This window comes from Rhizobium rhizogenes NBRC 13257 (assembly GCF_000696095.1).
In the GTDB taxonomy this organism is placed as follows: Bacteria; Pseudomonadota; Alphaproteobacteria; order Rhizobiales; family Rhizobiaceae; genus Rhizobium; species Rhizobium rhizogenes.
In genome coordinates this window covers 444,670-466,696 of sequence record NZ_BAYX01000006.1, presented here as the reverse complement: position 1 = coordinate 466,696, position 22,027 = coordinate 444,670, and the positions used below count along the sequence as shown (strand labels likewise).

Sequence of the window (22,027 nt, the reverse complement as noted above, 5' to 3'; positions counted from 1 at the left end):
ACATGACGACATGGCAAGCCTGATTACCTGCCCTCACTGCGGCCAGCGTCCCAAAGAGGAGTTCACCATCAAGGGTGACGCGAGCCTGACCCGCCCCGCCCCCGATGCCGGCGCGGAGGCTTGGTACGACTATGTCTACCTGCGCGAGAATCCGAGGGGTGCTCATAAGGAATATTGGCATCACTCGTCCGGTTGCCGCCGCTGGCTGATCGTTGAGCGCGATACCGTCACCCATACCGTTCATGAGGTCAGCGACGCTGCGCTCGCCAAGCTCGGAGGCCAGGCATGACCAGCTATCGCCTTCCCTCTGGCGGTCGGATCGACCGCTCCAAAACCGTCAATTTCACCTTCGACGGCAAGCCTCTGAGCGGCCATCCCGGCGATACGCTGGCGTCTGCTCTGCTGGCCAACGGCATCCAGCTCGTCGGCCGCAGCTTCAAATATCATCGGCCGCGCGGCATCCTGACGGCGGGTGCGGCCGAACCCAACGCGCTGGTGACGACCGGATCCGGCGGCCGGACGGAAGCCAACAGCCGCGCCACGATGATCGATCTCTATGACGGCTTGATTGCCCGCAGCCAAAACCGCTGGCCTTCGCTCGGCTTCGATGTCGGCGCCGTCAACGGCCTGCTCTCGCCCTTCCTCGGAGCCGGTTTCTACTACAAGACTTTCATGTGGCCGGCTGCCTTCTGGGAGAAAGTCTACGAGCCAATAATCCGCAAGGCTGCCGGGCTTGGGAAAGCATCCTATGAAGCCGATCCGGATTCCTATGAGAAGTGCTGGGCGCATTGCGACCTGTTGGTGATCGGCGCGGGACCGACCGGCCTTGCCGCCGCGCTGACGGCGGCGCGCGCTGGCGCCCGCGTCCTCCTTGCCGACGAGAATTTTGCCCTTGGCGGCAGCCTGCTTTGCGAGACCGGCTCTACCTTGCAGGACATTCTCGACGAACTCGCGACGCTGCCGAACGTGCAGCTCCTGCCGCGCACCACCGTCATCGGTTGGTACGACGACAATGTCTTCGGTGCGGTCGAGCGCGTGCAGAAACATGTGGCATTGCCCGATCCGCAGCGCCCGGTCGAACGGCTCTGGCGCATCATCGCCAAGCAAGCGATCCTTGCCACCGGCGCGGAGGAACGTCCCCTTGTCTTCGGCGGCAACGACATTCCGGGTGTGATGATGGCCGGCGCCATGCGCAGCTATCTCAACCGCCAGGCCGTCACGCCCGGCGCCCGAACCGTCATCTTCACCACCAACCAATCCGGCTACCACACAGCCGCCGATCTTGAAGCGGCCGGCGTCGAAGTTGCCGCCATCGTCGACAACCGCAGCAGCGGCGGCGAAAGCTGGAGCGGCAAGGCGCCTGTCTTCTCCGGGGGATGCATCGTCGACGCGCATGGCGGCAAGCAATTGCGCCGCGTGACCATTGCAACGGCGTCCGGCATGCAGGACATCGAGGCCGATGCGCTGGCGATGTCAGGCGGCTGGAGCCCGATCATCCACCTTGCCTGCCACCGCGGAGCAAGACCCGTCTGGTCCGATGAGCAAGCCGCCTTCCTGGCGCCGGAGCGGCAGGAAGGCTTGCTGATTGCCGGCTCCGCAACTGGTCTCGCCACCACGGAAGCCTGCCTCGGCGATGGTGCGCGCAAAGCCGCCGAGGCGCTGGAAGCGATCGGTTTCGGCAGGATCACGCCCGCTTTCGTCCCGGCAGAAGAAGCCTCTGCCGCCAGCACCGCGCTCTGGTATGTCAAAGGCGGCAAGGGCAAGGCTTTCGTCGATTATCAGAACGACGTGAACTTGAAAGATCTCGGCCTTGCCGTGCGCGAAGGCTATGGGCATGTCGAACTCGCCAAGCGCTATACCACCAACGGCATGGCGACCGATCAGGGCAAGCTCTCCAATATCAACGCCATCGGCATTCTCTCCGAAGCGCGCGGCGTCTCGCCCGGCGAAGTCGGCACCACCACATTCCGGCCCTTCTATACGCCAGTCTCCTTCGGGGCGCTCACCGGCGCCTCGCGCGGCAAGCATTTCCAGCCGGCCCGCAAGTCGCCGCTGCACAACTGGGCCAAGAAGAATGGCGCCACTTTCGTGGAGACCGGCCTCTGGTATCGCTCCTCCTGGTTCCCGCGCCAAGGCGAGACGACATGGCGCGAAAGCGTTGATCGCGAAGTGCTGAATATTCGCAAGAATGCCGGGATCTGCGATGTCTCGACGCTCGGTAAGATCGAGATCCACGGCAAGGATGCCGCGACCTTTCTCGACCGCATCTATTGCAACGGCTTTGCCAAGCTTGCCGTCGGCAAGGCGCGCTATGGCATCATGCTGCGCGAAGACGGTATGATCTATGATGACGGCACCACCAGCCGGCTCAGCGAAGAGCATTTCTTCATGACGACGACGACGGCACTCGCCGCCGGCGTACTCACTCATCTCGAATTCTGCGCCCAGACGCTCTGGCCGGAGCTTGAGGTCTACTTCGCCTCCTCGACCGACCAATGGGCGCAGATGGCGGTCGCCGGTCCGAAATCGCGGGCGATCCTTTCCGAGATCGTCGACGAGGATCTGTCGGATGCCGCCTTCCCCTTCATGAGCGCCCGTCCGGTGACGCTCTTTAGCGGCAAGCTCGAAGGCCGGCTCTTCCGCATCTCCTTTTCCGGCGAACTTGCCTATGAACTCGCCGTGCCCGCCGGTTATGGCGAATGGGTGGCCGATGCCATCATGCAGGCTGGCGAAAAGCACGGCATCTGCCCCTATGGCGCCGAAGCACTCGGCGTCATGCGTATCGAGAAGGGCCATGTCACCCATGCCGAGATCAACGGCACGGTGACACCAGGCGATCTCGGCTTCGGCCGCATGGTCTCGGCGACCAAGACGGATTTCATCGGTAAGGCCATGCTCGCCCGCGAGGGTCTGCAATCGTCTGACCGTCCCCGCCTCGTCGGTGTCAAGCCGCTCGACCCGGCGACGAGCTTCCGCACCGGCGCGCATATCCTGGCGGATGGCGCGGCGGCGACGCTCGAAAACGACCAGGGCTATGTCACCTCCAGTGCCTTCTCGCCGACCCTCGGCCATACGATCGGCCTGACGCTGGTCAAGCATGGCCCGGAACGCATCGGCGAGAAGGTCATGGTATGGAACGGTCTTCGAAACGAATTTACCGAGGGGCTGCTCTGCAGCCCAGTCTTCATCGATCCTGAAAACGAGAAGCTCCATGCTTGACCGCCCCGAACACAGACCGGTGCTTGCCGGCAAGGCCGCCTTGCAAGGTCCGGGCATCCGCTTGGAACCACTGCCGGAAGGCCATCTGCTGCATGTCATGGGCGCAATCGATGCCGAAGGTCTCGCTGGCCGGTTTCAGGCAACCGAGCTTGAAGCGAGCACAATCCGCTCCACCGGATACCGGCAATGGTTCATCGCCGGCGATGATCCGCTTCCGCCGTCGCGCCTCGCAGCCCTTTCTTCGACCCTGCAAGGGAGCGCCTTCGTCTCCGACCAGAGCCATGGCCGCGTCCGCATCGGCCTCTCCGGCCCGCAGGCGGCTGAACTGCTCGCCAGGGGCACGGCCGTCGATCTTCATCCCTCGGCGTTTCCGGAGGGACGCTCGGCCGTCACGCTGTTCGGCCATATCTCGCTGCAGCTGACGCGCACCGGTGTTGACAGTTTCGAGCTGACAGTGCTGCGCAGCTTTGCCGAAGCGCTCTACGAGGAACTCGAAGCCCTGGTGACTTCGCTCGGTGCTTTGCGCGTTCTCAACGGGTTATCTTAATCCGCCCCATAAGGCTCCCCTATCAAGGCCCCTGTTCGCCTGAAAGCCCGATGTTTAGACATCAGGCTCCATTGTCTTTTTGCAAATGCAGCTCAACTGCGTTAGAGCGGTCCATCCCCAACCGAACCTGATCCGGCCGACATACTCATGCACTTCAAGAAGGACATAGCCGCACTCTGCAAGGAAAACGGGCTCCGTCTGACCGGACCACGGAAGATCATCATGCAGGTTCTGTCCGATGCGTCGGATCATCCCGACGCGGTGGAGCTGCATCGGCGGGTCAGCGAGATCGATCCGGGCATTGCGATCGCCACCGTCTATCGCACCGTCAATTTGCTGCAGGAAAAGGGCGTGCTGGAAAAGCATACCTTCGGCGATGGCCGAGCTCGCTTCGAGAGCGCCGATCAGGAGCATCATGACCATCTGATCAATGTCGAAACCGGCGATCTGATCGAATTCCGCTCCGACGAAATCGAGCGGCTGCAGGAAGAGATCGCCCGCCAGCACGGCTTCACGATCGTCAGCCACAGGCTGGAAATCTACGTCAAGCCGATCGACAAGAGGCGCCCGCCCAGGAAGGGCAAGGAAACGGTCTAGTAAACCGCCTCCAAGGCACTTCCGCAAAAATCTCCCTACGCCGTCTCGTGTGCTTCCGTCCGCACCGCCTTGCGAGAGGCATAGAGGAAAGCGCCGACGAAAGTGATGGCGAGCAGCAGCACGATGGTTGGAGCCGGTGCACTGTCGATGAAGAAGGACAGATAGACGCCGGAAAATGCTGCCGTCACCGCAATCACCACCGATAGAACGAGCATGACGCTGAACCTGCGCGCCAATAGATAGGCGATGGCACCGGGCGCGATCAGCAGGGAGATGGCGAGAATGATGCCCACCGACTGCAGCGTCGCCACGATCGTCAGCGATAGCAGGCAGAGCAGACCATAGTGCAGCAGGTTGACCCTTAGACCGACTGCCCTTGCCTGCGCCGGGTCAAAGGCATGCAGCAGCAGGTCACGCCACTTGACCGCGATGACGGCCGCCGCCAGCACCGCAACGGCCGCGGTTTCCATGATGTCCTGCCATCCGATTCCGAGCATGTCGCCAAACAGGATATGATCGAGATGCACCTCGGACTGGATTTTCACATAGAGGACCAGACCGAACCCGAACATGCCCGAGAACACGATGCCCATCACCGTATCCTGCTTGATGCGGCTGTTGTCTTTGAGGAAGCCGGTCGCAAGAGCGCAGACCATGCCGGCGGCAAAGGCGCCGACCGCCAGGGGAAAGCCGACGATATAGGCGATGACCACGCCCGGAAACACCGCATGGCTCATGGCGTCTCCCATGAGAGCCCAGCCCTTGAGCACCAGGAAGCAAGACAGCAGCGCCGTCGGCACCGCAATCAGCACCGAGATGATCAAGGCGTTGACCATGAAGTCGAACTGGAACGGTCCCAGCAGGGTGGATAGAGCATTCATGGTGTCACCTCCCGCCCTTCCGCCGCCCTGCGTCGGGCTGCCAGCATGCCGTGCTTGGGTGCGAAAAAGAAGGCGACGAGGAAGATCAGCGTCTGGAGCACGATGATGATGCCGCCGGTGGCGCCATCGAGAAAATAACTCGCATAAGCGCCGACGAAGCTGGTCACTGCCCCGATCGCGACCGCAATGATGAGCAGCCGTGGGAAGCGATCCGTCAGCAGATAGGCAGTCGCTCCGGGGGTCACCACCATGCAGATCACCAGAAAGGCGCCGACGGTCTGAAGTGCTGCGACCGTCGAGGCCGAGAGCAGCGTGAAGAACAGGATCTTGAGTGCTGTCGGATTGAGGCCGATCGAACGGGCATGGGTCTCGTCGAAGAATGTCACCATCAGGTCCTTCCATTTCACCAGCAGGATGGCGAGCGAAACGAAGCCGATAATGGCGAGCTGGAGCGTGTCCTCCGGCGTGATGGCAAGGATATTGCCGAGCACGATGGTCTGAATGTTTACCGCCGCGGGCTTGAGCGAAACGATGAACAGGCCAAGCCCGAAGAAGGAGGAGAAGATCAGCCCGATAATGGCGTCTTCCTTCAGTTTCGTCCGCTGGTTCAGGAACAGCATCGCCGCCGCCGCAAGCCCGCCGGAAAAGAAGGCGCCGATCGAAAAGGGAAGTCCGAGCATGTAGGCGCCGGCAACGCCGGGCACGATCGAGTGAGACAGCGCATCGCCGATCAGCGACCAGCCCTTCAACATCAGGAAGCAAGAGAGAAACGCACAGACCGCGCCCACCAGCGCCGAAACCCACATGGCGTTGAGCATGTAATTGTAGCCGAAGGGTTCGAGAAGGGAGGCCATCAGACACGCTCTCCATGCTCACTCGCGGAGACATGTGCCGGTGGCTTGCCGGCCGGACCGTTCAGCACGAAATGGCGAAGCACGCCGCCGAAGGTCCTTTCGAGATTTTCTTGCGTGAAGGTCTCGTCGGTCGGCCCATAGGCGAGCACCGTGCCCTTGATGAGCACGGTGCGATCGCAGAACTCCGGCACGGAGCCGAGATTGTGCGTCGAGACCAACATCACCCGGCCATCGTCGCGCAGCGAACGCAGCAATTTGACAATGGCTTCCTCGGTCTTCACGTCGACACCGGTGAAGGGCTCGTCGAGCAGGATGACACGGCTATCCTGCGCCAGAGCACGAGCCAGAAAGACGCGTTTCTTCTGCCCGCCGGACAATTCGCCGATCTGGCGTTTGCGGAATTCGCTCATGTCGACGCGCGCAAGCGCCCTGGATACGGCTTCATGATCGGCCGCCTTCGCAATCCGCATCATGCCCATATGGCCATAGCGACCCATCATGACGACATCCTCGACCAGGACCGGGAAATTCCAGTCGACCTCTTCCGCCTGCGGTACATAGGCCACGAGATTTTGCCGCAGCGCCTGTTTGACCGGCATTCCCAAGACCGAAATCTCGCCCTTTGCCAGATGCACGAAACCCATGATCGCCTTGAAGAGCGTTGATTTGCCGGAGCCATTGACGCCGACCAGTGCTGTGATGGTGCCTTCTGGCACCTTGAAGCTGGCATCGCGCAGTGCCGTATGGCCGTTGCGATAGGTGACGGTGGCATCCTTCACGAAAATGCCGCCCCCCGCATCCGCAGGTGCTGGGGAGATGCGGGTAGCGACCGCGTTCATTGCGACAGCCCCTCGGCCAGCCCCTTCGCCACGGTGTCGGAGGTGACGCGCAGGAGGTCGACATAGGTCGGCACCGGCCCATCGGCCTCGCTCAGGGAGTCGACATAGAGCACGCCGCCATAATGGGTGCCGGTCTCGCGTGCGACCTGCCGGGCCGGCTTGTCGGAGATGGTGCTCTCGCTGAAGACCGCGCTGATCTTGTTGACACTCATAGTATCGACCACCTTGCGCACTTGCTGCGGGGTGCCTTGCTGGTCGGCATTGATCGGCCAGAGATAGAGTTCCTTCAGGCCGAAATCGCGGGCCAGATAGGAAAAGGCGCCTTCACTCGAAACCAGCCAGCGCTTGTCTTCCGGAATGGTATCCAGCTTCTCGCGGATCGGCGCGATGGTCGCCGCGATCTTCGTCTTGTAGGCCTCCGCGTTGGCCTTGTAGATCTCGGCGTTCTTCGGGTCGTATTTGACGAAGGCGTCGCGGATATTGTCGACATAGATGATCGCATTCTTCGGCGACATCCAGGCATGCGGATTAGGTTTACCGTTATAGGGGCCTTCCGTGATGCCCATCGGCTCGACGCCGGTCGAGACCACGACGTCGGGAACGTCCTTCAGGTGCCGATAGAACTTCTGGAACCAGAGTTCGAGATTGAGACCGTTCGAGAAGAGAAGCTGGGCGCCCTGCGCCCGCTGGATGTCGCGGGGCGTCGGCTGATATTCGTGGATCTCGGCGCCGGGCTTGGTGATCGATTCCACTATGGCAGCGTCGCCCGCTACATTCTTCGCCATGTCGGCGATAACCGTGAAGGTCGTCACCGCCTTGAACTTCTGATTGGCTGCCTCCTCAGCGGCCACACCGCCTGCCATCAGGCCGAGTGCCGCGAAACCTGCCAATCCCGCAAGGACCCTGCGTCGGGCGCGATCAAACATGAAATTGTCTCTCCTTATTTTCTTTGCTCTGACCTGAACATTCGCGCCATTCCGACAACCAGGTTGACCAGTCGGCCTTCAGGGGCACACAAAATACCGTTCGGCTGCGGCAGATACCCGCAAGCCGGTGAAGCTTGGAGCGGTCACTGGATCAGCCCCCGCCTCTCCCTATCGCGACCCCACAATCGCCGGCCCGCATTTTGCAAATGCAACTTATTTGCAATAATTACCTGCCATATTCCGCAGCGTATCTATCATGCAATTGCGACTGAATTGCAATAACGGATTGCGCGAATTTCACAAACTTTCGGTAAAATGACGCCGAGTACGCGCCAACCCCGCCTTCCCCTTGCTCCCCCAGCAATGCTGCTTGGAACAACTGACGTGTCTAAACCCAACGGAAAGACACCCCCATCCCTTTCGGAAACAAAAATCCTAAAATTATTCTTACTTCAGAGATCGTCGGAAATATCCAGACGCACTGCACGGTCTAAAACGAGATCATGGTCTTCATTTCAGAGATGTCGATCGACGAACCTCGAATTATATTTCCGGAAGTGCAGATTTGCATCAAACTCTCTCCATCGTTGTTCCGACATACAACGAGATCGACAACATCATTCCCTTTCTGGAGCGGGTCAAACACGCGCTTTCCAACTTCGATTGGGAGTTGATCTTTGTCGATGACAATTCCTCGGATGGAACCGCTTCCGCAGCCTATAAACTCTCTCAGCAGGATCATCGCGTCCGCTTGATCCTTCGACTGGCCGATCGCGGTTTGGCACGGTCAAGCATCCAGGGGATGCTCTCTGCAAAAGGGCATCTGCTATGCATCATGGACGGCGACGGACAACACGATCCGGCCGTTGTTCCGCAACTGGTCCAACGACTGCAAAGCGGTTCTCTGGATGTTGTCAGCGCGGCACGGCGGTTGGATGAAGGCGTGAACCCGGCCGCCCTTTCCGCCCTGCGCCGCCGGATTTCGGACTGCGGCAATGCGCTGAGCAGCATCGTCATCGGCCGGCGCATGACCGATCCTCTGACAGGCTTCTTCGTCATCCGCCGCGACAGCTTCCTGGAGATCGCGCCTCGTCTTGGTGATCCCGGTTTCAAGCTCCTGCTCGATATCCTTCATACGAAGAAATCGCTCCGGCATGCCGAGGTACCCTTCGACTTCGGCGTCAGGGTGAATGGCGAATCCAAGCTCGACGCCTGTGTGCTTTGGCGATTTGCAACCTTCCTGATGAGCAAGATGACGGGTAGTATTCTCCCCGCAAATCTCATTTCATTCCTCTGCGTCGGCGCCTCGGGCGTCTTGGTGCATCTGAGCATACTCTACTGCGCCTTGACGCTTGGCTTGCCGTTCACTGCGGCACAGGTCGCCGCCGCTCTCGTGGCGGCCAGCAGCAATTTCCTGCTCAACAACTTCCTGACGTTTCGCGACAAGCGCCTGCGGGGCTGGGCGCAATTTTACGGGTACGTCAAATTTCTGCTCATCTCCTCGGTCGGCATCCTCGCCAATGTGTCGGCGGCGGCCATAACCTATGAGCGCATCGTGCATGTCGTCCTGCTTGCCACGTTGGCCGGCATCGCCATCGACACGATCTGGAAATTTGTCGTCGTCAAGCACCTCGTATGGAAATGAATACGGGCTCATCGACCCAGGAAACCGTGCCGCCCTCCGGACAAACGTCCGGGGCCGGCTTGTTGTGGAAACTCCTGGCCATCCTTTTGTGCCTGAAGGTCTTACGCCCGCTCGTCACACAGACCATGTTCTTCGATGGCCTTATCTATGCCAGCGTGGCCCGCAACATGGCCGAGGGTATCGGATCGCCGTGGCGGCCCGCCTTCTCGCAAACCCTGTTTCCGCTTTTCGCCGAACACCCGCCGTTTGCCATGTGGCTGCAGGCCATCGCGTTCCGGGCATTCGGCGACACCGCCTGGGTCGAGAAAGGTTATTCCCTCTTCGCCGCACTGCTCAGCGGCCTGATCATGCTCGGCATATGGCGCCGGTTGACCGGGAAGGATCCTGCGCTGCGTAGCACCGGAGTCCTTGCCTTGATCTTCACTCTGATAGCGGGGCGGCTGAGCTGGGCATATGCCAACAATATGCTTGAAAACACCTTGATCGTGTTCACCTCGGCGGCGATCTGGCTTGTCGTCGAGGCCTATAGCACATCCCGCGCTTCAAAGTTTGCGTCGAGATTGCCGTATATGATCGAGGCAGGCGTTCTGACATTCCTGGCGATCATGACGAAAGGGCCGGTCGGCCTGTTTCCGCTCGCCGTTCCGATCCTTTTCAGCATCAGCTTCGGTCGCCCATCCGTCAGGACCGCCACGATCGATACCGCGATGATAGCCATTGCCGCGGCCGGCATGTTGGCCTTGCTCTTGCTCGATCCCGAAGCACGCGGATATGCCGATCGCTATCTGCATTATCAGCTCTTTGCCAGCCTCGCCGGTGATCGTGGAGGGACCAGCGGTGGATTGCATGGGCTCTGGTCGCTTTTCCGGGTCAATTTCTTCCCGCTGCTTCTTGCGGCTCTCATACTGTCCACTCGTCTGCGCGGCCGACACGGGACCCTGGCGACGAGATGCGCCACGCCGGAGCTACACCGGCAACGATACCGCAATGCCGCTTTCCTTTTCACCGTCGGCCTCTCGGCCTCCTTGCCGCTTCTCGTCAGCCCCCGTCTTAACAGTTTCTATTTCAACCCTTCGATCCTCTATTTCGCCACAGCGACTGCAATGATCTCGGCCCCTGCATTGCTGCCTCAGATCCGCTCGCTCAACAAAGAATGGCTTCGGCGGTTGAATCTCGCACTAACTGCCGGCGTGGTCGCGGCTATCTTCTCCGTGGTTCTCGCCGTTGGAAAACCGGGTTCGGACAGAATCGAGATCGAGGATGCGCAAAAGATCGCGGAACATATCTGCCCGGCCGCTGGCCGCTGTCAGCCGATTGTTGCAGCCTGCGGCAACGTTGCGGACGATTGGCAGCTGCATGCCTATCTCGAACGTTATTATCACGTCAGCCTGAAGAAAGACGCCGAGCTATCGCCGGAGGAGGACACATCCTTTCTCTTGGTAAGCCAGGACTGCCCTATTCCCTCTCCAGCCGACTACTATGAGGTCGATGCAAGGCTATCGAACTATCGTCTTTTCCGACATCTCTAGTATAGGCGCCGGAGGATGAGCGGCCAACGTTTGGATCGTCTGGAATAATACTTGCGCTCGAGCGGACTGGCGGAATTGGAAGCGCCGGCGCCTCCACCGACTGATTGCCGCTCCTTCCGGATGACTAATGATCAATATTCCACGCCGCCCGGTCGGCATCATTGGGAACGTCATGCTTTAGCTCGTTTCGAGTCAGCCGGCACAGATTTGCGCTGGAATAGGCGGAACAAAGGACAATTAGCGAGATAATAGTAATATAAACTTGCCTTTATAGTAAATCTCACTTACAAATAAATGATTCCAAATTTATAAATTGAATAAGTATTTCCTGTATAAATCATTTAGTGCATTTTGTTTCTGTATGTTTCTAAATATTTTTTACTGAGCCTTTTTTGTTGCTTTTGTACAACAACAACTCCACCTCATTATCGAGCTTTCCATTTATAGCCATTGAAGTCGTTCTCACTCTTCTCTGTTCCTGTTAGCTCTTTTTCGAGAAGTCGGATGGCTTCTAAAAGGGGAAACGTTCGGAATGGGGAGTGAGGCACGGCGGACATCGTTCGTGCGCCATTTCTCAGTTCGACTTAGTGGATTGGAATTAAAATGAACATCAAGAGCCTTCTTCTCGGCTCCGCTGCTGCGCTTGCAGCAGTATCCGGCGCTCACGCCGCTGACGCTATTGTCGCTGCTGAGCCGGAGCCGCTGGAATACGTTCGCATCTGCGACGCATACGGCGCTGGCTACTTCTTCATTCCGGGCACCGAAACCTGCCTCAAGATCGGCGGTAAGGTTCGTACGGAAGGTCAGTGGTACGACGCTTACAACCCGAACAACGTTCGTGGCACGCTCTGGCACACTCGTGCTGAGCTGCAGCTGCAGACGGCGACTGACACCGAGTACGGACCGCTGAAAACCAACACCGAGCTGCGTTGGGATTGGCAGGAAGGTGCTTCGACATCTACCAACTTCCTGCATGGCAGCATCAGCCTCGGCGGCTTCACCATTGGTAAGGAAGACTCGCAGTTCAACGTCTTCACCGGTTACGCTGGCGACGTCATCAACGACGACGTTGTCTATGACGGCCCGTACGAACTCAACCAGATCACTTACAACTACGATGCCGGCAACGGCTTCACGGCTGTAATCTCGCTGGAAGACACCAACTCCGGCACTGGCGCCACGGGCGCCAACGGCGAAGACAGCTCCGATCACTACGCTCCTGACGTTGTCGGCGGTCTCGGCTACAAGGCTGGCGCATGGGGCTTCAAGGTTGTCGGTGGTTATGACTCCATCGTTGAAGAAGGCGCCATCAAGGCTCGCGTCGACGCTGACTTCGGCGTTTTCTCGGCCTTCGTCATGGGCGGCTGGAACACGGACGGCGACAAGCTGAACAAGTACGCTGGCGCGAACGGTGGCGGCGACGCTTCTGGTATCGGCTGGGGTGACTGGGCAGTTTGGGGCGGCGCAAGCGTTCCGATCAACGAAAAGCTGAAGTGGAACTTCCAGGTCGCCTATACCGACTCGAAGATCTTCTCCGCGACCACGAACCTCAAGTTCAACCCGGTCAAGAACCTTCTCGTCGAGCCGGAAGTCACCTACACCAACTGGGATTCGATCAACGAAGATCAGTGGGCTGGTATCCTCCGTTTCGAGCGTAGCTTCTAATCTGATTTGATTGACCTCCGATCAGAGAAGAGGAAGACCCGGTTCCCTGCCGGGTCTTTTTCTATTTATGGCCAGATGAATTTCTTGGTCTTTATACGGCCTAGAAGCTTGGCGGCGTGCAGGCACTGATGACCTCGCACGGAACCGGTCCGACACACCGGAAGCGATGGGGGCGCCGGCTCTCAAAATAATAGGCGTCTCCTGGCCCGAGGATTCGCCTCTCCTCGTCCACTGTGACTTCAAGCCGTCCGGAGAGGACAATCCCTCCCTCCTCGCCTTCATGGACGAGCGGCACCTTGCCCGTATCTGATCCCGGCTGATAACATTCCTTCAGGATCTGAAGGCTGCGGCCAAACAAGTTGTCGCCGATCTGGCGATAGGAGATCGGTCCTTTGCCGATCTCGACGAGCTCCTCGGCCGCGTAGAAGGCCCTGCGAGACTTCTCAGGCTCGAATGCGAAGAATTCCGCAAGTCCGATCGGGATGCCGTCGAGAATGCGCTTCAGCGCACCCACCGATGGATTGGCGGAGTTCGACTCGATCAGCGAAATCGTCGAGTTCGTCACGCCAGCGCGCTTCGCGAGTTCGCGCTGGGACAGATTGTGCGCCACGCGCAGATGCCGCAATCGGTTGCCAATATCGACGGACATGGATTCCTCATGTTTTCGGTTGTTCGATATATGGAAATATCATGCAATCCGTATGCTATTTTTCAATGGGTTAGCAAGAGTGAGAAAAGGACTTGTTCGGAAACGGAAAATGCCTGATTTGAATTATCACCTCAATGGAGAGAGCTATGGATCAGATCAGCAAGCCGAACAGCCCCAGCCTCGAAAACTTCTGGATGCCTTTTACCGCAAACCGCCAGTTCAAGACGGCTCCCCGCCTGCTGGCCTCGGCGGAGGGCATGTATTACACCGACGTCGACGGCAATAAGGTTCTCGACGGCACCGCCGGTCTCTGGTGCGTCAACGTTGGCCATGGCCGGGAGCGTATCACCCAGGCAGTCGAACGGCAGCTGCGTACCCTGGACTTCGCTCCGACGTTCCAGATGGGCCATCCGATCGCATTCGAGTTTGCAGAAAAGCTGGCAGCGATTGCGCCGGGCGGACCGGCCGCGAAGCTTGACCGCGTATTCTTCACCGGATCCGGCTCCGAATCCGTGGACACCGCCCTCAAGATTGCCATTGCCTATCAGCGAGCCATCGGTCAGGGCACTCGGACGCGTATCATCGGCCGTGAGAAGGGTTATCATGGCGTCGGCTTCGGCGGCATTTCCGTCGGCGGCCTTGTCAACAACCGCCGTGTCTTCCCGCAGATCCCGGCCGACCACATGCGCCACACGCTCGACATCGAGCGCAATGCCTTCTCCAAGGGCCTGCCGCAACACGGCATCGAGCTGGCCGAGGACCTTGAGCGCCTGGTGGCGCTGCACGGCGCGGAAACGATCGCAGCCGTCATCGTAGAGCCGATGTCCGGTTCTGCCGGCGTCATCATGCCGCCAAAGGGCTATCTGGAGCGCCTGCGCGCCATTGCCGACAAATACGGCATCCTTTTGATCTTCGACGAAGTCATCACCGGCTTCGGCCGCCTGGGCACGCCGTTTGCCACCGACTATTTCGGTGTCGTGCCCGATCTTGTCACCACCGCCAAGGGCATCACCAACGGCGCGATCCCGATGGGCGCCGTTTTTGCAAGCCGCAAGGTGCATGATGGCCTGATGACCGGTCCGGAAAACCAGATCGAGCTCTTCCACGGCTACACCTATTCCGGCCACCCCGTCGCCTGCGCCGCCGGCATTGCCACCCTGGAAATCTATCAGGAAGATGGTCTGCTGACCCGCGGCGCCGAACTGGCCGAGACTTGGCAGGACGCGCTTCACTCGCTGATGGGCCTGCCCAACGTCATCGACATCCGCAACTTAGGCATCGTCGGCGCCATCGAGCTTGCCTCGCGCGACGGCGCACCCGGCGCCCGCGCCTACGATATCTTCGTGGATTGCTTCCGGAAGGGTCTGCTGATCCGGGTCACCGGCGACGTCATCGCCCTGTCGCCGCCGCTGATCATCGAGAAGGACGAGATCGGCAAAATCGTCTCGATCCTCGGCGATGCCTTGAAGCGCGCGTCGTAAGCCAATCGATCGCCGCGAAGCCTGCCGGCATAATCTGCGCCCGGCAGGCTTCGAGACAGATTCCCCCAGGCCAGACAGTTGGCCTGTACCTCGCCCGGCGTGTCCGATGCCGGGCCTTTTCGTCTCTCGCACAAGGCACGAAAGCCCTTTAGCGACGCCCCTTCGCCCGGGTTGCAAGCACGTTTCGGATCGAAAAGCTCGAATGGATGCGCAGCACACCCGGCAAGGTCGACAGGATCTCCTTGTGGATCCGCTCGAACTCACCGGCGCCGGCGACCTCTACCTTCAAAAGATAATCCGATCCGCCCGTCATCAGGAAGCACTCCTGGATTTCCGGGTGTTTTCGAACGGCCGCCTCGAAGCGATTGAGATGATCCTCCGTCTGCCGTTCCAGCGTGATGTTGATGATCACGGCGATGGCGCTCTCGCCCGAAACGCTATCGATCAGCGCCGTGTAGCCGCGGATCACGCCGGCCTTTTCAAGAAGATTGATGCGCCTCAGGCAGGCGGACGGCGACAGCCCCACCTCGGTTGCCAGCTTCGCATTGCTCATGCGCGCATTCAGCCGGAGCAGCCGAATGATGTTCCGATCGATCGCATCGATTCCCGACATGCATATTCTTTCAATTTTTCAATGATAATTCTGAAAATCATGCATTCATCGAATAATCAAGCAGTAATCAGAGAGAAATTCATCGATCGTTTCAATATCCTGCTCCTAACGATAAAGAGGGGTTTCCCATGGATGGCGGCGCGAGAATGAGCCCTGCTCAGGCACGGCAAAGACAGGCCGGAGCAACGGGCTATCTGACGATCGACCTCGTTGCACTGCGCCGGAATTACGAGACGATCGCAGCCGCCGTGGCGCCGGCAAAGGCTGCCGCTGTGGTCAAGGCTGATGCCTATGGGCTGGGCGCCGACCGAGTGGCCCCCGCATTGTATCACTCCGGATGCCGGGACTTTTTTGTCGCCCAATTTGGGGAGGCTGAGAAGCTAAGACCGCACCTCGAGGCCGATGCCCGTATTTACGTGCTGAACGGCTTGCAGCCGGGCGCCGAGAGTACCTGCGCGCAGACCGGGGTCGTTCCCGTGCTGAACTCGATGGAGCAGTACAAGCGCTGGAGATCCACCGCGCTGGCGCAGAACCGCGTCCTGCCCGCAGTCCTGCAATTCGACACGGGAATGTCGAGGCTGGGGATCTCGCCGGAAGACCGGGCGGCATTCGCCGCGGAGCTTACACACACCGATGTCGTCGAAATCCTGTTTATCATGAGCCATCTGGCCTCCGCCGACGAGACGGACAACGGGCAGAATGCCCAACAGCTCGCCGAGATGCGCAAGATCGCGGCCGAGTTTCCTCAGTTCTCCGTCAGCTTCGCCAACTCCGGCGGGGTCTTTCTCGGATCGGATTATCACGGCGTCCTCATCCGAGCCGGCATCGCGGTCTATGGCGGCGCACTGACGGTGGACAAGTCCAATAACATACAGCCGGTCATTCGGCTTGACGTCGCCGTCGTGCAAACGAGAAGCGTGCCGCCGGGAACCCTCATCGGATATGGCGGCACCCATGCGGCAAAGGTGGAGATGCGCCTTGCCACGCTTGCCGCCGGCTATGCGGACGGGCTCCCCCGCTGCCTTGGTGACCGGGGCGCGGTCTATTACGAGGGCGTGCGGCTGCCCATCGTCGGCCGTGTTTCCATGGACAGCATTACGATCGATGTCACCGCCCTGCCTCCGGGCACGCTCAGGCTCGGCAGCCTGGTGGAGGTGATTGGGCCGCACCAGACACTGGAAGACCTTGCCAAATCGGCCGGAACCATCTCGTATGAGATCCTGACCGGCCTCGGCCACCGCTACCATCGCAACTATCTCTGACGTTCCCACCGCCACTATCGAGGACACCATGAAAGTCACCATTCTCGGCGCCGGGGTTATCGGCGTGACGACCGCCTATCAGCTTGCCAAGGCGGGACACCAGGTCACGGTCGTCGACCGGCAGGCGGGGCCTGCGCTTGAAACCAGTTTCGCGAATGCCGGGGAAGTCTCCTTCGGCTATTGCTCGCCCTGGGCCGCCCCGGGAATACCGCAGAAGGCGCTGAAGTGGCTTTTCATGAAGCATGCACCCCTGATCCTTCGCCCGAAGGTCGACACGGCAATGCTGTCATGGCTCGTCAAGATGCTGTCGAACTGCACGTCGGAACGTTATGCGGTCAACAAGAGCCGGATGCTGCGGCTTGCCGACTACAGCCGGATCGCACTGGCCGACGTCAGGGCGGGAACCGGCATTGCCTATGACCAGCGGATGCAGGGCACGCTGCAGCTCTTCAGAACCGAGCAGCAGCTCGACGCATCGGCAAAGGACGTGAAGGCGCTGGCCGCCGACGGCATACCCTATGAGGTTCTCGATCGGGATGGATGCATCCGCGTCGAGCCTGCCCTCAGCCACGCCCGGGACAAGATCGTCGGCGGCCTGCTGACGCCGAAGGACGAAACCGGCGACTGCTTCAAATTCACCAATGCGCTGGCGGCAAAAGCTGTGGAACTCGGCGTCCAGTTCCTCTACGGGCGCACGATCAAGGACCTACAGGTCGAGGGCGGCCAGATACGCGGCGTTGTGACCGATCAGGGTGCCATAGCCTCCGATGCCGTTGTCGTCGCATTGGGCAGCTATTCGCCGCTGCTCCTCAAGCAGGTCGGCATCAGCCTGCCCGTCTATCCGGTGAAGGGCTATTCGCTGACGATCCCGATCGTCGACCCCGCGCGCTCGCCGGAATCGACCGTCATGGACGAGACCTACAAGATCGCGATCACCCGCCTCGGAGACCGTATTCGCGTCGGCGGGATGGCGGAAATCTCCGGCTACACCAACGACCTCGGGCTCGCACGCCGCAATACCCTCGAACATTCCGTCATGGATCTGTTCCCCGGCGGCGACGTGAGCAAGGCGGCCTTCTGGTCCGGCCTGCGCCCGATGACGCCAGACGGAACCCCTGTGATCGGGGCGACGAAAATCCGCGGCCTCTTCCTTAACACCGGCCATGGCACGCTCGGCTGGACCATGAGCTGCGGCTCGGCGCGCGTGATCAGCGATCTCGTCAGTGGACGCAAGGCCGAGATCGATACCGCCGATCTGTCAGTCGCGCGCTACGGATAACAACGTCCCGGGATGCGGCATCACCGAATCCAGCGAACCTTGTAGAGATGCATGCCTTCGATCGGGATGCGCTTCTGCTCGCTGCCGTCGGCCCCGGCGACGGTGAAGCCGTTTGCCCACCAGCTTTCCTCCGCCTGTACCCAGGCGAGCCGGTCACCCAGCGCGCTCACCGCCTTGACCTGCAGTTTGGGATTGAGCACTGAGAAGGGCGAAAAGCTGCCGGCATTCGGATCGAAGGTCCAGACGCCATCATCCGTGGTCACGAAATATCCGCCGCCCGGCCTGCTCGACAGGTCATGTCCGTCGTGACGGCCGGGAAGCGTCCATCGCGCCGTCTCGGTCAGCGTCGGCGTAGCCTCAGTTCCTTCGACCTTATAGGCCTGGATCAGGTCATGCGACAGAACGAACAGCCGCGCACGCGCCGCATCCCAGACCGCACCATGGCCGGAAGGGAGCGGCAGGCTGAGCAGCGGTGCCTCGCTGCGGTCGCGGCCGTAAATTTCGAGCCGGTCGCCTTCCGCATGGATGGACAGCGCAACGGCGATCCAGCCGCCAGGCAGAAGATCAGCCGAATGGGCCATTGGCGTCTTGGCATGGAACGAGACATGACCGGTCCCACGGTCGATCAGCACAGCCCCGCCGGTCGAAGCGGTCGCGAGAATCGAACGGCCTCCATCAACCGGCTTGCAATCGTCGAGGTGCCGGAGAAATTTGAGGCGATAGGCCTCGGGAAGGTCATTGGCATCGGTGGCGCGCCAACGCCAGGTCTCCGTGGCAGCCCCGCCATCGATCCGGTACTCACGGATCTGATCATCACCGCATGCATAGAGCCGATCGGCGGCCGGTGCCGGCTGCGCCGCAGCGAATGCGACGATTGCGGCAGCGAGTGTCATTATGACGGACTTGGTCATTCGTGGTCTCCAAACGGATCATCCGCGAGGCGCGGCGGCGCGACCCTTACATCATCGAGTTTGACAGCTTCATGTCACCTCGAGTGAATTGACGTCATGACGTGCCTGTCGGTCCGCCAGGATCTTGATGCTCTCTCAGGTGCCGATTGGAGAGTATGGCTCGCAGCTGGAGCACTGTTGCCGTTCAGCAACAGACCGCATGTTATGCGTGCAATTCGAAATTGCAGGCTTGTCTATGCCGCATTGTTGCGTATCATTGTCGCCATCCGCAACTCAAATCACAGGAGGCGTCAAATGCAAACTGCAACAGTATTTATGTGCGCCTCTGGCGGAATGTTCGTGATGGCTTTGGTCCGACCACTGCATCATCACTCGCTTCGGCGCTAGTAGCCTATATTCCCTGCCTTTTTGGCGATTTCCATTGAAACTGACGTGACCGGCTGATTGAGCGGGCGTACGCATTCTTGCGTCCGCATCCATCTGCCTTGTCGCCCCGCAAGAGGACTCGGTTGTCTGGAGGACGCCGGGATAATGACGATGACAGATTCACAATTACTGGTTGCCGACACCCTTGGTGCGGCAGTTGACGAACTGTGCCAAAAATTCGGTGCCTGGAGGACTGCGCGTGCGCTGTTGCTCGTGGCCTGGAGACGGCATCAAACGCACACGCATATCTCGGAGCTTTCAAACTACCAGCTTCGAGATATCGGCATGCCGGAAAAGGAAGATATGTTTGCGCAACCCAATTTCCTGTTTCGGCACATCCGACCCTTCGGTTAGATCGCCGACACAAAGGGCGTTGGAGCTGGTTTCAAAAACCGCTCCGACGCCTTCTTGATATGACAATATCTCAATCAGACGGTTGATGGAGCTGGAGCGAAGCTCTCGCGCCGAATGAGTTTGCTCGGGATGACATGGCGCGCGGCCATGCCTTTTTCGACCGCATCGATATGTTCCATCAGCAAACCGACCGCCGCCCGCCCCATCTCTTCCGCCGGCTGTTCGATCGTCGACAGCGGCGGCGAGGAAAATTCGCAAACCGGCGAACCGTCGAACGAGACGACGGAGAGATCACCGGGAACATTCAGGCCCATCCGCTGCACGCGGCTGACGAAAGAAATGGCCATGTCGTCGCTAGTTGCGATCACCGCCGTCGGCCTATCCGCCAAGCGCGCGAAGTCGGCAGCCGCCTGAACGCCGATCTCAAAACCCTCCTGATAATCAAGTTGACCGCCCGATCGCGTCACCGCCGCTTCGGTAAGTCCCGCTGCACGAAGGGCCTCCAGCGCGCCGGCATAACGTTCCACATCATGATAATTCCCCTCCGGACCGGCTATGTAGAGAAAGCGCCGATGGCCCAGGCGGATCAGTTCCGCCGTCACCTCCCGCACCGCTTCGCGATCGTTCGTGACGACGCTCGGCAGGCCGGCCTCGCTCATATCGAGCAGCATGGAGACGATCGGCAGACCGGCATTGGCAAGAGACCGCCCATCCACCTCCGGCAGCTTTGACGACAGGATGATGGCGCCGCGAACAGTGCCGCTAAACGCCAGATCCAGGATATGACGTTCCGACATCTCATCGCGATCGAGGTTGGCGATCATCAGATGGTAGCCGTTCTGGATCAGGGCCTTGTTGATGCTTTGCAAAACCTGCGGAATGATCTGGGATACGCCGTAATAGAGCGATCCCGGCAGGATGATCATGATGATGTTGGACTTGCCGACCCTCAGGTTGCGGGCCATGGCGTTCGGCGTATAGCCCAATTGCTTGGCGGCGGCATCGATCTTGAGGCGCGTCTTCTCGTTTACCCGGCCCGGATTGGCGAGCGCGCGGCTGACCGTCGAGATCGCGACCCCTGCCAACCGCGCAACATCGGCCATCAACGGACCTGATTGCTCCTCCACGGGCATATCCTTGTTATTTTTCAATTTTTCACTCTCTCCCAAACGCCTGCCCTATTGAAGGTTACGGCAATAACAGTCAATTGGCAAACGATTGCCAAAAACAACTTGCATAAAAAAACGACTTGGCTACTATCTGGGCACGGCAAACGATTGCCATTTGCAGTGCATTGAAATTATTCGGATAATTTAATGCGGACCCCGCTTCCGCAAGCGATTTCCTGTGCCTGGAGAACGGATAGCGTCATGACTTCAACCGAACGGCTTCGCTTTGGCGTCGATCTCGTCACCTTCTTCCACCCCGGTTTCTGGGGCGTGGAGGACTATGACGGCATCATCGCTTTGTCCCGCAACGAGCCCCGCGCCTTCTGGGACAAGATTCTCGACAGCGTGCAAGCCTCCGGCGTCACCGGCGTGGAGCTGACCTTCTCGCCCTTCAACTGGCAGGATGCGACGAAGACCTATGGCTCGGTCGAAGCTTTTGCCGGCGAACTCTCCAAACGTGGACTGACGCTGGCGAGCGGCTTTTTCGCCGAACTTGAAGCCGCCGGGGATTTCACGGAAGGCGCGGCGCAGGCCGCCATTATCGACAAGGCGGAGAAGTACGCCGAGTTTCTGAAGGCCTGCGGCAGCGACATCATGGTGATCGGCGGTCCGTTGCGACAGACGCTTGGCGCCCAGCCGGTACGGTTTTTCGATTTCGAACAGGCGCGCAAGATCGCCGACTTTCTCAACCGCCTCGGCGCCGCCCTTTACGCCAAGGGCGTTCGCCTGGCGATCCATACCGAGGCACACTCGATCTTTGCATCCGCACGCGACGTCGATCTGCTGATGCTGCTGACCGATCCGGCTTACGTGCATATGTGCCCGGATACGGCGCATATTATCGTCGCGGGGTCCGATCCGCTCCAGCTCGTCGATCGCCATCACGAGCGTGTCATCATCGCCCATTGGAAGGATGCGCTCGGGCCAATGCCGGCCGACACCCCGATCGACAAACATATCCATGATCGCCACCGCCCTTATTTCTGCGGCTTTGGCCTGGGCCGCGTCGATTGGCCGGGCTGGATCCGGCTGCTGCGCGATCGCGGCTATCAGGGCTGGGCCATTCTCGAGCTTGATGCCGCGCCCGATCCGATCAGTGACATCGCAAACGGGCTGACGCTCGTCCGGCAGGCGCTCTTGCCGATCTATCGCTGAATTTCATAATCCTGGAACCAACGGCC

The 22,027-nt window shown here is 59.8% G+C and carries 20 protein-coding genes; 12 read left to right on the top strand and 8 right to left on the bottom strand.

Going from position 1 to position 22,027, the window contains the following annotated elements; all coding sequences use genetic code 11:
* Positions 1–10 precede the first annotated feature (10 nt).
* The 4 genes from RRH01S_RS16265 (at position 11) to RRH01S_RS16250 (ending at position 4,363) form a co-directional block, all read left to right on the top strand.
* Positions 11–289 (top strand): sarcosine oxidase subunit delta, encoded by a 279-nt coding sequence (locus RRH01S_RS16265; protein WP_042473033.1) that lies wholly within the window; start codon positions 11–13, stop codon positions 287–289.
* Positions 286–3,219, top strand: a complete 2,934-nt coding sequence (locus tag RRH01S_RS16260; protein WP_042473030.1) for a sarcosine oxidase subunit alpha family protein — start codon at positions 286–288, stop codon at positions 3,217–3,219. The genes RRH01S_RS16265 and RRH01S_RS16260 overlap by 4 nt, the downstream gene beginning before the upstream one ends.
* Positions 3,212–3,766: a sarcosine oxidase subunit gamma gene (locus RRH01S_RS16255; RefSeq protein WP_034523098.1), complete on the top strand. Its 555-nt coding sequence runs from the start codon at positions 3,212–3,214 to the stop codon at positions 3,764–3,766. The genes RRH01S_RS16260 and RRH01S_RS16255 overlap by 8 nt, the downstream gene beginning before the upstream one ends.
* A gap of 147 nt (positions 3,767–3,913) precedes the next feature.
* The gene (locus RRH01S_RS16250; protein WP_007698421.1) at positions 3,914–4,363 is read left to right on the top strand and encodes a Fur family transcriptional regulator; all 450 of its coding nucleotides are present in this window, start codon (positions 3,914–3,916) and stop codon (positions 4,361–4,363) included.
* Between the two features lie 35 nt (positions 4,364–4,398).
* Here RRH01S_RS16250 and RRH01S_RS16245 read toward each other — a convergent pair whose 3' ends face one another.
* Genes RRH01S_RS16245 through RRH01S_RS16230 form a run of 4 tightly spaced genes read right to left on the bottom strand, consistent with a single transcriptional unit; the run spans position 4,399 to position 7,863 of the window.
* Positions 4,399–5,244: a metal ABC transporter permease gene (locus RRH01S_RS16245; RefSeq protein ID WP_012649934.1), complete on the bottom strand. Its 846-nt coding sequence runs from the start codon at positions 5,242–5,244 to the stop codon at positions 4,399–4,401.
* A complete protein-coding gene (locus tag RRH01S_RS16240; RefSeq protein ID WP_012649933.1) occupies positions 5,241–6,101 on the bottom strand; it encodes a metal ABC transporter permease in 861 nt (286 codons plus the stop codon). The genes RRH01S_RS16245 and RRH01S_RS16240 overlap by 4 nt, the downstream gene beginning before the upstream one ends.
* Positions 6,098–6,937 (bottom strand): manganese/iron ABC transporter ATP-binding protein, encoded by an 840-nt coding sequence (locus RRH01S_RS16235; RefSeq protein WP_007698417.1) that lies wholly within the window; start codon positions 6,935–6,937, stop codon positions 6,098–6,100. The genes RRH01S_RS16240 and RRH01S_RS16235 overlap by 4 nt, the downstream gene beginning before the upstream one ends.
* Positions 6,934–7,863 (bottom strand): metal ABC transporter substrate-binding protein, encoded by a 930-nt coding sequence (locus RRH01S_RS16230; protein WP_007698416.1) that lies wholly within the window; start codon positions 7,861–7,863, stop codon positions 6,934–6,936. The genes RRH01S_RS16235 and RRH01S_RS16230 overlap by 4 nt, the downstream gene beginning before the upstream one ends.
* Before the next feature lie 565 nt (positions 7,864–8,428).
* Here RRH01S_RS16230 and RRH01S_RS16225 point away from each other — a divergent pair.
* The 3 genes from RRH01S_RS16225 to RRH01S_RS16215 all read left to right on the top strand — a co-directional run bounded on the left by RRH01S_RS16225 (position 8,429) and on the right by RRH01S_RS16215 (position 12,702).
* Positions 8,429–9,508, top strand: coding sequence for a glycosyltransferase (locus RRH01S_RS16225; protein ID WP_042473026.1), 1,080 nt, complete (start codon positions 8,429–8,431; stop codon positions 9,506–9,508).
* Positions 9,509–9,570: 62 nt separating this feature from the next.
* Entirely contained in the window at positions 9,571–11,037 is a 1,467-nt protein-coding gene (locus RRH01S_RS16220; protein ID WP_234711706.1) for an ArnT family glycosyltransferase, read from the top strand.
* 603 nt (positions 11,038–11,640) lie between these two features.
* Complete coding sequence (locus RRH01S_RS16215; protein ID WP_007698409.1) at positions 11,641–12,702, top strand: porin; 1,062 nt, start codon at positions 11,641–11,643, stop codon at positions 12,700–12,702.
* Between the two features lie 100 nt (positions 12,703–12,802).
* Here the strand turns inward: RRH01S_RS16215 and RRH01S_RS16210 are convergent, their stop codons facing one another.
* Complete coding sequence (locus RRH01S_RS16210) at positions 12,803–13,351, bottom strand: cupin domain-containing protein (RefSeq protein WP_037221844.1); 549 nt, start codon at positions 13,349–13,351, stop codon at positions 12,803–12,805.
* Between the two features lie 146 nt (positions 13,352–13,497).
* Between RRH01S_RS16210 and aptA the strand changes: the two genes are divergently transcribed.
* Positions 13,498–14,832 (top strand): omega-aminotransferase AptA, encoded by a 1,335-nt coding sequence (gene aptA / locus RRH01S_RS16205; protein ID WP_042473022.1) that lies wholly within the window; start codon positions 13,498–13,500, stop codon positions 14,830–14,832.
* A 148-nt stretch (positions 14,833–14,980) separates the two neighbouring features.
* Here the strand turns inward: aptA and RRH01S_RS16200 are convergent, their stop codons facing one another.
* A complete protein-coding gene (locus tag RRH01S_RS16200; RefSeq protein ID WP_007698400.1) occupies positions 14,981–15,445 on the bottom strand; it encodes an Lrp/AsnC family transcriptional regulator in 465 nt (154 codons plus the stop codon).
* 128 nt (positions 15,446–15,573) lie between these two features.
* Here RRH01S_RS16200 and alr point away from each other — a divergent pair, with 128 nt between their 5' ends.
* Positions 15,574–16,707 carry an alanine racemase gene (gene alr / locus RRH01S_RS16195; protein ID WP_042473018.1) on the top strand — a complete coding sequence of 378 codons (1,134 nt, stop codon included), beginning with the start codon at positions 15,574–15,576 and terminating at the stop codon, positions 16,705–16,707.
* 28 nt (positions 16,708–16,735) lie between these two features.
* Positions 16,736–17,986, top strand: a complete 1,251-nt coding sequence (locus RRH01S_RS16190) for a D-amino acid dehydrogenase (RefSeq protein WP_042473014.1) — start codon at positions 16,736–16,738, stop codon at positions 17,984–17,986.
* 20 nt (positions 17,987–18,006) lie between these two features.
* On the opposite strand, the gene RRH01S_RS16185 is transcribed toward RRH01S_RS16190, so the two are convergent.
* Positions 18,007–18,897: a DUF6528 family protein gene (locus RRH01S_RS16185; RefSeq protein WP_042473010.1), complete on the bottom strand. Its 891-nt coding sequence runs from the start codon at positions 18,895–18,897 to the stop codon at positions 18,007–18,009.
* A 537-nt stretch (positions 18,898–19,434) separates the two neighbouring features.
* Here RRH01S_RS16185 and RRH01S_RS16180 point away from each other — a divergent pair.
* Complete coding sequence (locus RRH01S_RS16180) at positions 19,435–19,677, top strand: DUF1127 domain-containing protein (protein WP_042473008.1); 243 nt, start codon at positions 19,435–19,437, stop codon at positions 19,675–19,677.
* Between the two features lie 74 nt (positions 19,678–19,751).
* On the opposite strand, the gene RRH01S_RS16175 is transcribed toward RRH01S_RS16180, so the two are convergent.
* Positions 19,752–20,828: a LacI family DNA-binding transcriptional regulator gene (locus RRH01S_RS16175; protein ID WP_085997458.1), complete on the bottom strand. Its 1,077-nt coding sequence runs from the start codon at positions 20,826–20,828 to the stop codon at positions 19,752–19,754.
* A gap of 219 nt (positions 20,829–21,047) precedes the next feature.
* Here RRH01S_RS16175 and RRH01S_RS16170 point away from each other — a divergent pair, with 219 nt between their 5' ends.
* Entirely contained in the window at positions 21,048–22,001 is a 954-nt protein-coding gene (locus RRH01S_RS16170) for a sugar phosphate isomerase/epimerase family protein (protein ID WP_012649921.1), read from the top strand.
* The last annotated feature ends 26 nt before the right edge of the window (positions 22,002–22,027 follow it).

Excerpts from the sequence above, each read along its gene's own strand:
- RRH01S_RS16265 (WP_042473033.1), top strand. The coding sequence starts at position 11 with ATGGCAAGCCTGATTACCTGCCCTCACTGCGGCCAGCGTCCCAAAGAG.
- RRH01S_RS16260 (WP_042473030.1), top strand. The coding sequence starts at position 286 with ATGACCAGCTATCGCCTTCCCTCTGGCGGTCGGATCGACCGCTCCAAA.
- RRH01S_RS16255 (WP_034523098.1), top strand. The coding sequence starts at position 3,212 with ATGCTTGACCGCCCCGAACACAGACCGGTGCTTGCCGGCAAGGCCGCC.
- RRH01S_RS16250 (WP_007698421.1), top strand. The coding sequence starts at position 3,914 with ATGCACTTCAAGAAGGACATAGCCGCACTCTGCAAGGAAAACGGGCTC.
- RRH01S_RS16245 (WP_012649934.1), bottom strand. The coding sequence starts at position 5,244 with ATGAATGCTCTATCCACCCTGCTGGGACCGTTCCAGTTCGACTTCATG.
- RRH01S_RS16235 (WP_007698417.1), bottom strand. The coding sequence starts at position 6,937 with ATGAACGCGGTCGCTACCCGCATCTCCCCAGCACCTGCGGATGCGGGG.
- RRH01S_RS16230 (WP_007698416.1), bottom strand. The coding sequence starts at position 7,863 with ATGTTTGATCGCGCCCGACGCAGGGTCCTTGCGGGATTGGCAGGTTTC.
- RRH01S_RS16215 (WP_007698409.1), top strand. The coding sequence starts at position 11,641 with ATGAACATCAAGAGCCTTCTTCTCGGCTCCGCTGCTGCGCTTGCAGCA.
- RRH01S_RS16210 (WP_037221844.1), bottom strand. The coding sequence starts at position 13,351 with ATGTCCGTCGATATTGGCAACCGATTGCGGCATCTGCGCGTGGCGCAC.
- aptA (WP_042473022.1), top strand. The coding sequence starts at position 13,498 with ATGGATCAGATCAGCAAGCCGAACAGCCCCAGCCTCGAAAACTTCTGG.
- RRH01S_RS16200 (WP_007698400.1), bottom strand. The coding sequence starts at position 15,445 with ATGTCGGGAATCGATGCGATCGATCGGAACATCATTCGGCTGCTCCGG.
- alr (WP_042473018.1), top strand. The coding sequence starts at position 15,574 with ATGGATGGCGGCGCGAGAATGAGCCCTGCTCAGGCACGGCAAAGACAG.
- RRH01S_RS16190 (WP_042473014.1), top strand. The coding sequence starts at position 16,736 with ATGAAAGTCACCATTCTCGGCGCCGGGGTTATCGGCGTGACGACCGCC.
- RRH01S_RS16185 (WP_042473010.1), bottom strand. The coding sequence starts at position 18,897 with ATGACCAAGTCCGTCATAATGACACTCGCTGCCGCAATCGTCGCATTC.
- RRH01S_RS16180 (WP_042473008.1), top strand. The coding sequence starts at position 19,435 with ATGACAGATTCACAATTACTGGTTGCCGACACCCTTGGTGCGGCAGTT.
- RRH01S_RS16170 (WP_012649921.1), top strand. The coding sequence starts at position 21,048 with ATGACTTCAACCGAACGGCTTCGCTTTGGCGTCGATCTCGTCACCTTC.